The sequence below is a fragment of the Pantoea sp. AS142 genome, from assembly GCF_037152305.1.
In the GTDB taxonomy this organism is placed as follows: domain Bacteria; phylum Pseudomonadota; class Gammaproteobacteria; order Enterobacterales; family Enterobacteriaceae; genus Pantoea.
The window spans coordinates 371,994-386,638 of the sequence record NZ_JBBCMO010000002.1 but is presented as its reverse complement, the minus strand read 5'-3'; the positions used below and the strand labels follow the sequence as shown (position 1 = coordinate 386,638).

The following is a 14,645-nucleotide window of genomic DNA, read 5'->3' as shown; positions in this document are numbered from 1 at the left end:
AATTACTCTGAATAATTCAGGTTGCAGGATGGCAGCACGGTCGTGAATGTTTTTGCAGCGGTTACCCTGCCGCTGCCAGGCCTGCAGTCTGAGCTATAACGGGTAAGGAAACTGGCGCTACCTTTCCGGCGTGACGCCAGACAACACTGCAACCGGAGCATCACTACATGGAACTCGACTACGAAAGTAAACGCCCGCTGTATATCCCTTATGCTGGCCCGATTTTGCTGGAATTTCCCCTGCTGAACAAAGGCAGCGCCTTTACCCTCGAAGAACGTAACGAATTTAACCTCAACGGTCTGCTGCCCGAAGCGGTGGAATCGATCGAAGAGCAGGCGCAGCGTGCCTGGCGTCAGTTCCAGGACTTCAAAAACAATAATGATAAGCATGTCTACCTGCGTAATATTCAGGACACTAACGAAACGCTGTTCTACCGTCTGCTGGATAATCATCTCGAAGAGATGATGCCGATTATCTACACCCCGACTGTAGGCGCAGCCTGCGAACACTTCTCAGAAATCTACCGTCGTGCGCGTGGCGTTTTCATCTCCTACCCGAACCGCGACCGCATTGAAGATATGCTGCAAAACGCCACCAAGCAGAATGTGAAGGTGATTGTGGTGACCGATGGCGAGCGTATCCTGGGTCTGGGCGATCAGGGCATCGGCGGCATGGGCATCCCGATTGGTAAGCTTTCACTCTATACCGCCTGTGGCGGCATCAGTCCGGCTTATACCCTGCCGGTGGTGCTGGATGTCGGCACCAACAACCAGCAGTTGCTGAACGATCCGCTCTATATGGGCTGGCGTCATCCCCGCATCACCGGTGAAGAGTATGATGCGTTCGTTAACGAATTTATCCAGGCCGTGAAGCGCCGCTGGCCGAAAGTGCTGTTGCAGTTTGAAGATTTCGCCCAGAAGAACGCCATGCCGCTGCTGAACCGCTATCAGGATGAAGTTTGCTGCTTTAACGATGATATTCAGGGCACCGCCGCCGTGACCGTGGGTACGCTGATTGCTGCCAGCCGCGCGGCCGGTAGCCGCCTGTGCGAGCAGAAAGTGGTGTTCCTGGGTGCCGGTTCCGCGGGTTGTGGTATCGCTGAACAGATCATCGCGCAGATGAAATCAGAAGGACTGAGTGACGATGAGGCGCGCGCCCGGGTGATGATGGTAGATCGCTTTGGTCTGCTGACAGACAAGCTGCCTAATCTGCTCGATTTCCAGAGCAAGCTGGTGCAAAAGAGCGAAAGCCTGCAGCAATGGGATGTCACCAGTGATTCCATTTCGCTGCTGGATGTCGTGCGCAATGCTAAGCCCGATATTCTGATTGGTGTCTCCGGCCAGCCGGGTCTGTTCACTGAGGAAATCATCCGCGAGATGCACAAGCACTGTAAACGCCCTATCGTGATGCCACTGTCGAACCCGACATCACGCGTGGAAGCGACACCAGCCGATATCATCGCCTGGACTGACGGTGCCGCGCTGGTCGCAACCGGCAGCCCGTTCTCGCCGGTGAGCTGGAACGGTAAGACTTACGCGATTGCGCAGTGCAACAACTCCTACATCTTCCCGGGTATTGGTCTGGGTGTGATTGCTTCAGGTGCCAGTCGCGTCACCGATACCATGCTAATGACTGCCAGCCGCGCGCTAGCTGACTGCTCTCCGCTGGTAAATGAAGGTGAAGGCCCGGTGCTGCCTGAAATCAAGGACATTCAGGGTGTCTCGAAAATCATTGCGATGGAAGTGGGTAAAGCCGCTCAGCTGGCAGGCGTTGCCGTAGTGACCTCAGAAGATGTGTTGTCACTGGCTATCGCCAACAACTTCTGGCTGCCGCAATATCGTCACTATCGTCGTACTTCGATTTAATCCTTCTACTGCCGGGTCGCACCCGATCCGGCAGTGTTCAAAAAGAGTACAGCCAGCCGGCAGTAACTTGCTTCGCTGCGAGAGCTCAAGTAGCCTTGTCCCATCTCAACATTCTGAAATCGAGTCTCCAGGCGCATGCTGAAACGCGTTATCATTGGTCTGCTTTTCATCATCTTACTGATGATGGCAACGGCGCTCGGCCTTGATCGCTGGATCAGCTGGAAAACTGCGCCTTTTATCTACGAAAATGTCTCTTCTTTGCCACATCGTCAGGTGGGTGTGGTACTGGGGACGGCTAAATATTATCGTACCGGCGTCATCAATCAGTATTATCTCTATCGCATGCAGGGCGCGCTGAATGCCTACAACAGCGGCAAGGTAAATTATCTGCTGCTGAGTGGTGATAACGCACAGCAAAGCTATAACGAGCCGATGACCATGCGCCGCGACCTCATCAAAGCCGGTGTGGATCCAGCCGATATCGTGCTGGATTATGCCGGGTTCCGAACCCTGGATTCGATAGTGCGCACCCGTAAAGTGTTTGATACCAACGACTTCATTATTATCACGCAGCGTTTCCACTGTGAGCGCGCGCTGTTTATCGCCCTGCAGCTGGGTATTCAGGCGCAGTGTTATGCGGTGCCATCACCGAAAAACATGCTGAGCGTGCGCTTCCGTGAAGTAGGTGCCCGGCTGGGCGCACTGGCGGATCTCTTCCTGCTCAAACGTGAACCCCGTTTCTTAGGCCCGCTGGTGCCGATTCCCGCCGTACACGATGTCCCTGAGGATGCGCAGAGTTATCCTGCGGTGACGCCGGAGCAGTTGCTGGAGCTGGAACAGAAGCTACGGAAATAGCTGACGCGCAGCGGTTTCTTTTAGCTTGTTACTGCTGTGATGAGGACTGGTGGTAACGTGCAGGGCTCTGGGAGCATACGCCTTTCGCAAAGACGCAAAAGATGCCATCCCTGGCATGCTCAGCGCGGGCCATCCATGGCCCGCGATGCTTTGCTACAGGCGTATGCTCCCATCGCTTTAAGTTTTGTCGCCGTTTGACAGAAGGCCACTCCGCTGCGATCTTCAAGCAGACAGCTTATAAGTCTGAATCAGGGCAAACCTGACAGCAATAAATAAGCCTAACGCGCAGGGAACACGATCAGAAGAGGAAAGCGTCCCGCGCCAGGACGGCGCGGGCCGAGCGTGTCATGGATGACGGCTTTTGCGTCTTTCCGATCTGACTCTGTTCCCTGCGCATACTTCGTCTCACAGCAATGCCCCCCAGCACTTTCCTATAAACTAAGCAGGTCGAGAGTATCGATGATAGCGTCTTTCCGATCTGACCGTGTTCCCTTCGCATACTCTGTCTCAAACCAACGCTCCCAGCACTCACCCCCCATAAAAAAAGCGACCCGAAGGTCGCTTCCTTAGCGTTGAATAAAACTTATTTCTTACGAGAATATTTCAGTGAATCCAGCGCCACGGCGAAGATGATGATGCCGCCTTTAATAATGTACTGCCAGTAAGGGTTGACGCCGATATAGGTCAGACCATAGTTGATGACGGTGAAGATCAGTACACCCGTCACGACGCCCGCCACACTACCCACACCACCGGCGAAAGAGACACCACCGACCACACAGGCCGCAATCGCATCCAGCTCATACATAAAGCCGAGGTTATTGGTGGCAGAACCGATACGACCCGCTTCCAGCATTCCCCCAAAGGCATAGAAGACACCGGACAAGGCATAGATCATGATCAGGTTCATAGGCACATTCACGCCTGACACTTTCGCCGCTTCCGGGTTACCGCCGATAGCAAAGATGTTTTTGCCAAAGCGGGTTTTGTTCCACAACACCCAGACGAAAATAATAGCAACCACAGCGTAGAAGGTGATGAAAGAGAGTTTGAAATCACCAAAGCGTAAGAAGCCCTGTGCAAATTTCGAGAACCCTGCATCAAAACCGGCAATCGGCGATGCGCCAACAAAGTCGTAATAGAGTGAGTTGATACCGTAAACGATGATCATGGTGCCCAGCGTAGTGATAAATGGCGTTACCTTGAGGTAAGCAATAATCACCCCGTTGACCAGACCAATCACGCCACCGATGATACACACCGTCAGGATAACCAGTGGAATCGGCACCGTATCCAGCGTCGGGAAGACTTTGTTCGCATTATCCATCGCCTGCAGCAATGTTGCGGCTACCACCGCCGCCAGACCGACCTGACGTCCGGCTGACAGGTCCGTACCCTGCGTCACAATCAGGCCCGCCACACCCAGTGCAATAATAATGCGCACCGAAGACTGGGTCAGAATATTACTCAGGTTCATCAAACTTAAAAATGAGGGATCCTGGAAAATAATAATAGCCAGCAATACCAGCAGCACAACATAAATGCCGCCCTCTTTTAACCAGGTTAGCGCATTCTTTTTTGTAGTCGCTTTCATGTTAACAGCCCTTGCTTCATTAAAGGTGTAATGACGCTAAACGCAATATTTCGTTCTGCGTGGTCGTTTTGGTATCAACTATGCCTGCTACCAGACCATTACTCATTACCAGAATACGATCGGTAATGCCTAACAGCTCCGGCATTTCGGATGAGATAATAATGATGCCCTTTTCTCTTTTCGCCAGTTCAGCAATCAACTGGTAAATTTCGAATTTCGCGCCAACATCAATACCGCGTGTTGGTTCATCAAGCATCAGGATTTCAGGCTGGGTCAATAACCAGCGGCCAATAATCACTTTTTGCTGGTTACCGCCCGAAAGCGAACCAATTTGGGTTTGGTGTCCTGGTGTTTTTACGCGCATTGAATCGATAACCCACTGGGTATCACTCTTCATGCGGTTATTATCCAGCAGTCCCATCCTGTTTTTATATTTTTTAATATTAGAAATAAGCGAGTTAAAACCAATATCGAGGAAAGCATAAATACCGGTAGAGCGACGCTCTTCGGTAACCAGCGCAAAACCGTGGTTAATGGCTTCATTGGCGCTGTGATTATTAATCGGTTTGCCATGCAGTTTAATGGTACCGCCCGATTTTTCGCGAATGCCAAACAGCGTTTCAACGATATCGGTACGTTTAGCACCTACCAGCCCGGCAATGCCAAGAATCTCCCCTTTACGCAGATCAAATGAGATATCACGAATCGAGGGCTGACGAAGTGACGTCAGATTACGCACCTCAAGAATAGTCTCGCCTGGCACGTTGGTACGGTCAGGAAAACGCTGGTTCAGTGAGCGGCCGACCATCATGGCGATGATCTTATCCATATCCAGCCCTGCCAGCGGCTGAGAGGTGATCCACTGACCATCGCGCAGGATAGTAATCTCATCGCACAGCTGGAAAATCTCTTCCATTTTGTGAGAAATATAAACAATGCCACAGCCGCGATCTTTTAGCTTACGAATAATCGTAAACAGGTGATTGACCTCTTTCTCGGTTAACGAGGAGGTTGGCTCATCCATAATCACAATTTTCGCGTCGTAGGAGAACGCTTTGGCAATTTCAATCATCTGCATTTGTGACACAGAAAGATTAGCAACTTTGTCGCGCGGATCGATATCGATATCCAGCTCGTCAAAAATCGCTTTGGTGTCGTGGTACATTTTATCCTGATCGACAAAGAAACCTTTGCGCGGATAACGCCCCAGCCACATGTTATCCATAACGGTTCGTTGCAGAACCAGGTTTAATTCCTGGTGCACCATCGACACACCATTTTCCAGCGCCTCTTTGGAACTTGTATAGTCGATCTCTTTACCCTGAAACAGGATACTGCCTGTATCTTTTTTATAAATACCAAACAGGCATTTTAATAAGGTTGATTTCCCGGCACCGTTCTCGCCCATTAATGCATGAACAGAGTAAGGCCGCACTTTCAAATTCACATTATCTAACGCTTTAACACCGGGAAATGATTTTGAGACATCTGTCATTTCCAGCAGATATTCTCGCTGCGCGGTCGTGTTATCACTGGCCATATTTTACCTGGCTAAAAAACGGTGGTGACATAAAAAAGGCGCGACAGCGGTCGCGCCCGTGATCGATCTTATTTCTGGAACTGAGACAGATTTTCTTTATCAACCGGAACGTAAGGAACGCGGACGATCTTATCAACCATCTTGAAGTTAGTCCCGTCGGTGGCGGCTTTACCGTTGGCCAGATTGTTGGCAATATCCAGCGTGGCTTTTGCCTGGTTTTCCGCATCATTCAGCACAGTACCCGCCAGCGCTCCGGATTTCACCAGCGCCAGCGCTTCTGGCAGTGCATCGACGCCGAAGACCGGGATTGAGGTCATGTTGTGCGCTTTCAGCGCTTCAACCGCCCCCATTGCCATCGCATCGTTGTTAGCAATGACCACTTCGATTTTCTTAGCGTTCGGGCCTGACAGCCACGCGTCCATCTTATCTTTAGCCTGGGCGGTGTCCCACATTGCTGTATCCATCGCCAACTGCTGGGTTTTCAGGCCATCTTTATTCAGGGTGTCAATGACATATTTAGTACGAGCTTCGGCATCAGGATGGCCCGGCTCGCCTTTCAATAGCACGAACTGAATTGTGCCATCTTTGTTGAGATCCCAGGCAGGTGTGGCTTTCCAGTGCTTCTCAATCAGCTGGCCCTGAATGATGCCAGACTCTTTAGAGTCGGTACCGACATAGTAAGCTTTGTCATAACCGGCCAGCACTTTAGCGTTCGGCTCTTTGTTGAAGAAAACGACCGGCACATCGTTGGCACGCGCTTTATCTACTACTACCGCAGCCGCAGCCGGGTCAACCAGGTTAATGGCCAGCGCTTTCACGCCTTTTGCCATCAGCACGTCAACCTGGTCGTTCTGTTTGGACTGGTCGTTCTGTGAGTCATTCATCAGCAATTGTACGCCACCGATCGCTTTCGCTTCTTTCTCGATGTCTTTGCGCACCATTGACATGAAGTTGTCATCGTATTTGTAAATAGTCACGCCGATACGGGTGTCAGCTGCGTGAGCGGTTGCACCAAACATCATGCTGGCAACCAGTGCTGTAAGCGTGAAAACCTTCTTATTCATGGTATCTCCGGTTTTATTATGCAGGGTCTTTTTAGCGCTACCGCGTAACATGCGGGAGAGCAATCGGTAAAACAGATCGGCGCGTTGGCTAACGTAATGAGGATGTTAAGCCATTGAACGCCGTCTAAAACCTGACTTCCCTGTGCCACAACGCTTCCATGAAGAGGGTTTGAACCCTTTAACCGGCTACTGAGACCACAACTGATGCCGTTACACTGGCGTTACATAATGTTTCAGTCCGGTAAGACGTTGCCATCATAGTGAGAGCAATGTTAATTAACTGTGAATGTAATCACAGATTGAAAACGGTTACATGACTGAATCGCCTGAATTAGTGACGGACTCCACATTTTGCCGCTGCGCCACCGAATGACGCCGCACCAGCGTTGGCATAAAGATGTGCGTTGCAGTGTCATCAAGCAGCCCGGCTGCGCCCTGTAGCGCCAGCTCAGTTGCAATTTTTGCCATTGATACAATGGGATAACGCACAGTGGTTAATTGTGGATCCGTGTAACGCGAGATGGGGATGTCATCAAAGCCAATGACAGAAAAATGCTGTGGAACCTGAATACCGTTGTCTTTCAGGGCAGTGAGTGCTCCAGCAGCCATACCGTCGTTATAGGCAAACACCGCAGTGAGGTTGAGATTGCGCCCCAGCAGCTCCACCATTGCCGCTTCGCCGCCCTGCATGTCTGGCTCTGCGCTGGCTATCCAGTTCTCCTGCGGCCGGATACCCTGCTCTGCCATCGCCTGTATCCACCCTTCACGACGCTGCGCCACATCCTCAATTGGATGACTGGAGCAGAGATAGCCAATGCGGCAATGCCCCTGTTGTAACAGAGTTCTTGATGCCATCAACGCACCCGTGACGTTATCCAGACTGACGCTGCGGTGTTCGAACCCGGGAACGATACGGTTAATGACTACCATGCCGGGTACGTGCTGCATAAAGTCCGCCAGCTCAGCGTCCGGCAGCGTTTTGGCGTGAACGACCAGGGCGCTGCAGCGCTGACGGATCAGCACTTCAATGGCATGACGCTCTTTCTCTTCCTGATGCCAGGAATTGCTGATTAATACATGTTTGTGCACGCGCTGCGCCACGGTATCCACCGCCTTAACCAATGCCCCGAAGAAGGGATCGGAGACATCCATCACGACGACCCCGATCGTATCGCTGACCTGCGTAGCCAGCGCCTGGGCGTTGGCATTGGGGCGATAGCCCAGCGCTTCGACCGCCTGTAACACGGCGTCGCGGGTGTCAGACGTTACGGCGTTGCTCTGATTGAGGACGCGCGACACGGTCGCCACTGACACACCAGCCTGACGGGCAACATCACGAATTGTTATCATGCAGCAGTTCCATAAAGGAAAAATAAGGCATCACGCCAGGTTGAACACCGGCGCTATTTTGTCAGGGGCAGGCAGCGTTCAGCGTGAATTGCGTCACATGAATGAAAACGGTTACATACAATTCTGTAACCTTTGTGATGGCGGTCATTATCTGGCGTTGTCAGTGATGCGCGATTTACCCGCTGAGAGCAGCGTAAGCCGCCGCCACAACCACTCCAGCGGACCCTGCGCGAAGAAATGTAACCAGATGAGTGAAAACAGAATATTGATGAGCCATACCGCAGGGACTATCAGCACCAATTCCAGCCGGGTGAAATGCATATAGAAGCCAAAGCGATAGAACAGCGTGGTGCAGATTAGGGACTGCAGCAGATAGTTGGTCAGCGCCATCCGGCCCACGCACTGGATGGCATAGCTGATGCGCCAGCGTGCTATCTGTGGCCAGTAAGCCAGACAGAACGCAGCATAGCCCAGGCTAATCATCGGGCTGGCGAGATCGCGCGGCGCTTGCAGATAAAATGCGGTCCAGCGAAATTCCCAATGTAACAGCCATTGTGCTGCCACACCGGCCACCGCAATGGAGAACCCCATGATCAACAGCAGCGCCGCCGCCTGACGGTAGTGGCGCAGGGGGAATTCGCCTGTCAGCCAGCCACTGCGTAGCAGTGCGCCACCGATCATCATCAGGCCTGCCAGCTGCCAGCCATACTGCGCCGCCAGTGCCATCAATCCTGACGAGAGGTGATCCAGCCGGTTCTGAATTGCTTCCCAGCCCCCGGTCAGTTTCCAGTACTGTTCATATTGCAGGTCGGCGGCACCAGGCAACCAGGATCGGGTCGGTTCAGGATCGGAGATTGATCCAAACACCAGCAGCACGCTGCAACCCACCAGGTAGAGTAAAATGCCGGTATTCATCAGGCTGTGGGTTGAAGGAACATCGCGCAGCACCCGCCAGATAACCAGTCCGATGATGCCGTAGTCCAGCAGGATATCGCCCTCCCAGACAAATACCCCATGCAGAAAACCGATTAGCACCAGCAGTGAGAGCCGGGCGGTCAGCCAGCGACTGCCACGCGGCAGTTGCATTTGCAGACCTGCGCCAAACAGCAGCGCAAACAGAGTGAGGAATTTGAGCTGGGCAAAGGCGTCTGACAGTGCCCATGTCCAGGCATCTGAAAGGCTGACGCTGCCCTGCCAGGCCGGATTGAGGTAGGCGGCAGAGGGCAGACCGAAGCCGACAATATTGAGCAGCAGAATGCCGAGAATGGCACATCCACGAATGAAATCCAGCGCGTGATAGCGTTGCATGCGGCACCCTGCATTGACGAAGCGAGCAACGTTATGCCGCCCGCCATAAACTCAACTATGGCGCACCGCGCGCAAAAATTCCTGGCGGGTATTCTGACTGGATTTGAACAGACCGCCCAGAGAGGTCGTGGTGGTGGCGCTGGTGGCATCTTTCACGCCACGCGCTTTCACACAGTAATGCACCGCATCAATAGAGACGGCCACATTATTGGTGCCCAGCAGCGTCTGCAATGCGACCAGAACCTGCTGCGTCAGACGCTCCTGCACCTGCGGACGCTGGGCAAAGAACTGCACGATGCGGTTAATTTTCGACAGGCCAATCACCTTTTCTTTGGGGATGTAGGCGACGGTGGCTTTGCCGTCAATGATAACAAAATGGTGTTCACAGGTGCTGGTCAGGGTGATGTCACGCACGGTCACCATTTCATCAACCTTCATTTTGTTCTCAATGACGGTGATTTTGGGGAAGTTAGCGTAATCGAGACCCGAAAAGACCTCATCCACATACATTTTGGCGATGCGATGCGGCGTTTCCATCAGGCTGTCATCTTCAAGATCCAGATTCAGCAGCTGCATGATCTCGGTCATGTGCCCGGCAATCAGGCTCTTACGCGTTTCGTCATCTATGTCACGCGTCGGTGCCCGTAATGGCGTTTCCAGTCCACGCGCCAGCAGCGCTTCGTGAACCAGGGCAGCTTCCTGACTTAGGGTGCTCATGTACTCTTCTCCGGCTGGTGTTGCGCCCGTTAGCTATTGCCAGCGGGCCCTGTAATCAGGCGCGTATTGTGAAACTTTCTGTGCGGGGAATCCAGCAATCAATCAGATTGGTGATAAAAGCTTTTCACCCATTTCGCCGCCAGACCAGCAAGCCAGCCCAGACCAGGCTCCCCCCGGCCACCCACAGGGCAGGCTCCAGCCGGTGTAACAGGGCGGTGGAGAGAAAAGAGAGCAGCGGACCGACCAGCTGTCCGACGGCATAGCCGGTAGTCAGCAGCCCAGCCATATAGCGCAGATGGTTGGGTGCCAGTTCACGGGCGCAGAGCAGCGACAACTGCACCACGCTGAGGAAGCCGCCCCCTACCAACAGCGCACCGGCCAGCAGGCCGATAAAGCCTGGCAGCAGCGCCGCGGCAAATACGCCCAGCGCCTGAGCCCAGAGCACCAGCGCCAGGCGGACGTGGCTGTGTCCCCAGCGTCGCGTCAGGATCCCCAGCACGATGCCGATCATCGCTGCACCGCCAAATATCGGCCAGACAAACTGCGCGAATATGCCGTCAGGAAAACGCGTAGCGGCCATCTGCGAAAAAAAGGTGGCGGGCAGGATATAACCAAAGCCCGCCAGACTGTAACTCAGTACCAGACGTTTAAGGTTGCGATCCAGCACCAGCGGTTCGGGTGCCTGATCCGGGCGATGCAGCTCCCCCCGGCGCGGCAGGTTACGGGTGATCAGCGCAATCAACAGCAGCGCCAGCGCACCGTAAGCAGCCCAGGCCAGCCCGGCTGACACCTGCAAAGTGTGCAGCGCAACCCCCAACAGACCACTGACAAAAATGCCGCAGCCCGGCCCGGCAAAGACAGCTGCCGAGAGGTCTGCCCGGCCATGGCGATGCAGCTGTTCATTGCTCCAGGCCGCCACCAGCACCATCGCCCAGCCGCTGGCCCAGCCAACCAAAAAGCGGATCGCGCCGTGCAGCCATGGTCCATTGGCAAAGGCCGAGAGCAGCGTCAGGATCACCGCGCCCCATACGCCCGCCAACAATCGCAACTCGACCCGCCGGTGCGCACGCATGGCATCAAACGAGCCACACAGATAGCCAAGATAGTTGAGTGCTGCCACCAGGCTGGCACTGGTGAGTGTCAGCTGGTGTGCCTGAATCATCAGTGGCACCTGGGGCGTAAAGGCAAACCTGCCAATGCCCATTGCCACAAATAAGGTTAAAAACGCGCTGAGCGCGACGCGTAACGCCATTGCTGAACTCCTGTTGTTCTGCACTGAGATCTCTTCTGACTTGCTAACAGCATGCAGGATGTTTACACTCACGGAAAGTGAATAATATTAACCAACTTGCTTACAGGAAGAGAAGATATGGATTTGGTTCAGCTGCGTATGTTCTGTTCCGTTGCCGAGACGGGTTCCCTGGCACGCGCAGCGGAACAGTTGCATCGCGTCCCCTCTAATCTCACCACGCGCCTACGCCAGCTGGAAGAAGAATTGGGTGTGGATCTCTTTATTCGTGAGAAGCAGCGCATTCGGCTGTCGCCGATGGGCCATAATTTTCTTAATTATGCGCAGCGTATTCTGGCATTAAGCGAAGAAGCGATGAGCATGACCCGCACTGGCGAACCAGCGGGCAACTTTGCGCTCGGCTCAATGGAAAGCACTGCGGCTACCCGTCTTCCCGGCCTGCTCGCCGCCTATCATCAGCGCTTTCCTAAGGTCGCGCTGTCGCTGATTACCGGTACCTCAGGCGAAATCATTGACCGGGTACGCGAAGGTACCCTGGCCGCCGCGCTGGTGGATGGCCCGGTTTCTCATGACGATCTGAATGGCTGCATCGCCTTTCGCGAGGAGATGGTACTGATTACCGGGCTTGATCATGCGCCAATCACCACTGCGCGCGACGTGCAGGACGATACCCTGTTTGCCTTTCGCAACAGCTGCTCTTACCGGGTGAAGCTGGAGAGCTGGTATCGCGACAGCCAGACTGCGCCCGACAATGTGATGGAGATTCAGTCCTATCACGCCATGCTGGCCTGCGTGGCGGGCGGTGCAGGTGTCGCGATGATCCCGGCCTCGGTGCTGAAGCAGATGGCGGATCGGTCACGGGTACAGGCACATACGTTGCCCCCTGCTTATCGCGACACTGCCACCTGGCTGATGTGGCGACGCGACGCCTTTACCCCGAATGTGGAAGCGCTGAAATACCTGATTATTGAACAATTTGACGATCGTCCGCTCAATGATGCGCTGATTCACCCATTACAGGCGGCGGAATAAGCGTTCCACGCTATGTTTAAATCATCACGACCACCTGGCGCCGCTGTGCGTCACAATCTGACTGGAAGAGGGATTGCATGAACATGATCAAAACTCGTGCCGCTGTTGCCTGGGCTGCTGGCGAACCGCTGAAAATCGAAGAAGTGGATTTGATGCCACCGCAGAAAGGCGAAGTGCTGGTGCGTATTGTCGCGACCGGTGTCTGTCATACCGACGCTTACACCCTCTCCGGCACCGACCCGGAAGGCGTTTTCCCGGCGATTCTCGGCCATGAAGGCGGCGGCATCGTAGAAGCCGTGGGCGAAGGCGTGACCAGCGTCGAAGTGGGTGACCACGTCATTCCACTTTATACCCCTGAGTGCGGCAAATGTAAGTACTGCCTGTCGGGCAAAACCAATCTCTGTCAGGCGATCCGCACTACCCAGGGCAAAGGTCTGATGCCGGATGGCACCACCCGCTTCTTTAAAGATGGCAAACCGATTTTCCATTATATGGGCACCTCGACCTTCTCGGAATACACGGTGATCCCGGAGATCTCGCTGGCGAAAATCAGTAAAGAAGCGCCGCTGGAAGAGGTTTGCCTGTTGGGCTGTGGCGTGACCACCGGCATGGGCGCGGTGATGAACACTGCCAAAGTGAAGGAAGGCGACACGGTGGCAATTTTCGGTCTCGGCGGCATCGGTCTCTCTGCGGTCATTGGCGCGAAGATGGCGAAAGCGGGCCGTATCATCGCGATCGATCTTAACACCAGCAAATTCGACCTGGCACGCAAACTGGGTGCCACCGATCTGATTAACCCAAAAGATTACGATAAACCGATTCAGGATGTGATTGTCGAGCTGACCGACGGTGGCGTGGATTTCTCGTTTGAATGTATCGGTAACGTCAACGTGATGCGTTCCGCGCTGGAGTGCTGCCATAAAGGCTGGGGCGAGTCAGTGATTATCGGCGTCGCCGGTGCCGGTGAAGAGATCTCTACCCGTCCCTTCCAGCTGGTGACCGGTCGCGTCTGGCGCGGTTCTGCGTTTGGCGGCGTAAAAGGCCGCTCACAACTGCCCGGCATTGTGCAGGATTACCTTGACGGTAAATTTGCCCTGAACGATTTCATCACCCACACCATGCCGCTGGAAGAGATCAACAATGCCTTTGATTTAATGCACGAAGGAAAATCGATTCGTTCGGTCGTGCATTTTAACAAGTAATCAGGAGGCGTTATGGCATCCACTCTGGAGCTAATGGAAGAACACCGTATTTTTGGCGGCTGGCAGCAGCGCTGGCGTCATCAGTCGGCGGTGCTGAACTGCCCGATGGCCTTCAGCATCTATCTGCCTGACCCGCACGGTGATGCACCGCCGCCGGTGGTCTGGTTTCTGGCCGGGCTGACCTGCAACGATGAGAACTTCACCACCAAAGCGGGTGCGCAGCGGGTTGCGGCGGAACTGGGTCTGGTTCTGATTATGCCCGACACCAGCCCCCGCGGTGAGGGGGTTGCGAATGATGAGGGCTACGATCTGGGTCAGGGCGCGGGATTTTATCTCAACGCGACCCAACAGCCCTGGGCCAGCCATTTCCGCATGTTCGATTATCTGAGCAGCGAGTTGCCCGCCCTGATTGCGGATAACTTCAAAGTCAGTGAACGTCAGTCGATTATGGGGCACTCCATGGGGGGACACGGTGCGCTGATGCTGGCGCTGCGTCTGGGTAACCGCTTTGCGTCGGCGTCCGCTTTTGCACCGATTGTGAATCCGATGCAGGTGCCCTGGGGTCAGAAAGCGTTTCAGGCCTATCTGGGCGACGATCGTGCAGAGTGGCGGGAATATGACAGCTGCCAGCTGATGGCGGAGGTGTCGCATCGGCTGCCGATGCTGATTGATCAGGGCGACAGCGATCAGTTCCTGGCCGATCAGCTGCAACCGGAGCGTTTAGAAGAGGTCGCCAATGAGGTGGGCTTTCCGCTAACGTTGCGTATTCAGCCGGGTTATGACCACAGCTACTTCTTTATTGCCAGCTTTGTGGAAGATCATCTGCGCTTCCATGCGCAGCATCTGCTGGCGTAGACAATCAGGGCCGC

12 protein-coding genes are annotated in these 14,645 nt (G+C 54.2%); 5 read left to right on the top strand and 7 right to left on the bottom strand.

The annotated features are described in order from the left end of the window. Window positions 1–167 precede the first annotated feature (167 nt). Window positions 168–1,865, top strand: a complete 1,698-nt coding sequence (locus WFO64_RS06790; protein ID WP_337010113.1) for an NAD-dependent malic enzyme — start codon at window positions 168–170, stop codon at window positions 1,863–1,865. 135 nt (window positions 1,866–2,000) lie between these two features. Further along, window positions 2,001–2,720, top strand: a complete 720-nt coding sequence (gene sanA / locus WFO64_RS06785) for an outer membrane permeability protein SanA (protein ID WP_337010111.1) — start codon at window positions 2,001–2,003, stop codon at window positions 2,718–2,720. 583 nt (window positions 2,721–3,303) lie between these two features. Here sanA and mglC read toward each other — a convergent pair. The 7 genes from mglC to WFO64_RS06750 form a co-directional block, all read right to left on the bottom strand. Then, a complete protein-coding gene (gene mglC, locus WFO64_RS06780) occupies window positions 3,304–4,314 on the bottom strand; it encodes a galactose/methyl galactoside ABC transporter permease MglC (RefSeq protein ID WP_337010109.1) in 1,011 nt (336 codons plus the stop codon). A gap of 19 nt (window positions 4,315–4,333) precedes the next feature. After that, complete coding sequence (gene mglA, locus WFO64_RS06775) at window positions 4,334–5,854, bottom strand: galactose/methyl galactoside ABC transporter ATP-binding protein MglA (RefSeq protein WP_337010107.1); 1,521 nt, start codon at window positions 5,852–5,854, stop codon at window positions 4,334–4,336. A 68-nt stretch (window positions 5,855–5,922) separates the two neighbouring features. After that, window positions 5,923–6,918, bottom strand: a complete 996-nt coding sequence (gene mglB, locus WFO64_RS06770) for a galactose/glucose ABC transporter substrate-binding protein MglB (protein ID WP_337010105.1) — start codon at window positions 6,916–6,918, stop codon at window positions 5,923–5,925. Between the two features lie 309 nt (window positions 6,919–7,227). Further along, a complete protein-coding gene (gene galS / locus WFO64_RS06765; protein ID WP_337010104.1) occupies window positions 7,228–8,268 on the bottom strand; it encodes an HTH-type transcriptional regulator GalS in 1,041 nt (346 codons plus the stop codon). A gap of 147 nt (window positions 8,269–8,415) precedes the next feature. Next, complete coding sequence (gene yeiB / locus WFO64_RS06760) at window positions 8,416–9,576, bottom strand: DUF418 domain-containing protein YeiB (RefSeq protein WP_337010103.1); 1,161 nt, start codon at window positions 9,574–9,576, stop codon at window positions 8,416–8,418. Between the two features lie 51 nt (window positions 9,577–9,627). Continuing rightward, window positions 9,628–10,293 carry a GTP cyclohydrolase I FolE gene (gene folE, locus WFO64_RS06755; protein ID WP_061062924.1) on the bottom strand — a complete coding sequence of 222 codons (666 nt, stop codon included), beginning with the start codon at window positions 10,291–10,293 and terminating at the stop codon, window positions 9,628–9,630. A gap of 124 nt (window positions 10,294–10,417) precedes the next feature. Then, complete coding sequence (locus tag WFO64_RS06750; RefSeq protein WP_337010102.1) at window positions 10,418–11,545, bottom strand: YbfB/YjiJ family MFS transporter; 1,128 nt, start codon at window positions 11,543–11,545, stop codon at window positions 10,418–10,420. 117 nt (window positions 11,546–11,662) lie between these two features. Between WFO64_RS06750 and ptrR the strand changes: the two genes are divergently transcribed. The 3 genes from ptrR (at window position 11,663) to fghA (ending at window position 14,631) form a co-directional block, all read left to right on the top strand. Then, complete coding sequence (ptrR, locus tag WFO64_RS06745; protein WP_337010101.1) at window positions 11,663–12,574, top strand: putrescine utilization regulator PtrR; 912 nt, start codon at window positions 11,663–11,665, stop codon at window positions 12,572–12,574. Window positions 12,575–12,651: 77 nt separating this feature from the next. Continuing rightward, the gene (locus tag WFO64_RS06740) at window positions 12,652–13,776 is read left to right on the top strand and encodes an S-(hydroxymethyl)glutathione dehydrogenase/class III alcohol dehydrogenase (RefSeq protein ID WP_337010100.1); all 1,125 of its coding nucleotides are present in this window, start codon (window positions 12,652–12,654) and stop codon (window positions 13,774–13,776) included. A gap of 12 nt (window positions 13,777–13,788) precedes the next feature. Then, window positions 13,789–14,631: an S-formylglutathione hydrolase gene (gene fghA / locus WFO64_RS06735; RefSeq protein ID WP_337010099.1), complete on the top strand. Its 843-nt coding sequence runs from the start codon at window positions 13,789–13,791 to the stop codon at window positions 14,629–14,631. Window positions 14,632–14,645 lie beyond the last annotated feature (14 nt).

Excerpts from the sequence above, each read along its gene's own strand:
- mglA (WP_337010107.1), bottom strand. The coding sequence starts at position 5,854 with ATGGCCAGTGATAACACGACCGCGCAGCGAGAATATCTGCTGGAAATG.
- yeiB (WP_337010103.1), bottom strand. The coding sequence starts at position 9,576 with ATGCAACGCTATCACGCGCTGGATTTCATTCGTGGATGTGCCATTCTC.
- fghA (WP_337010099.1), top strand. The coding sequence starts at position 13,789 with ATGGCATCCACTCTGGAGCTAATGGAAGAACACCGTATTTTTGGCGGC.
- ptrR (WP_337010101.1), top strand. The coding sequence starts at position 11,663 with ATGGATTTGGTTCAGCTGCGTATGTTCTGTTCCGTTGCCGAGACGGGT.
- mglC (WP_337010109.1), bottom strand. The coding sequence starts at position 4,314 with ATGAAAGCGACTACAAAAAAGAATGCGCTAACCTGGTTAAAAGAGGGC.
- WFO64_RS06740 (WP_337010100.1), top strand. The coding sequence starts at position 12,652 with ATGAACATGATCAAAACTCGTGCCGCTGTTGCCTGGGCTGCTGGCGAA.
- galS (WP_337010104.1), bottom strand. The coding sequence starts at position 8,268 with ATGATAACAATTCGTGATGTTGCCCGTCAGGCTGGTGTGTCAGTGGCG.
- folE (WP_061062924.1), bottom strand. The coding sequence starts at position 10,293 with ATGAGCACCCTAAGTCAGGAAGCTGCCCTGGTTCACGAAGCGCTGCTG.
- WFO64_RS06750 (WP_337010102.1), bottom strand. The coding sequence starts at position 11,545 with ATGGCGTTACGCGTCGCGCTCAGCGCGTTTTTAACCTTATTTGTGGCA.
- mglB (WP_337010105.1), bottom strand. The coding sequence starts at position 6,918 with ATGAATAAGAAGGTTTTCACGCTTACAGCACTGGTTGCCAGCATGATG.
- WFO64_RS06790 (WP_337010113.1), top strand. The coding sequence starts at position 168 with ATGGAACTCGACTACGAAAGTAAACGCCCGCTGTATATCCCTTATGCT.
- sanA (WP_337010111.1), top strand. The coding sequence starts at position 2,001 with ATGCTGAAACGCGTTATCATTGGTCTGCTTTTCATCATCTTACTGATG.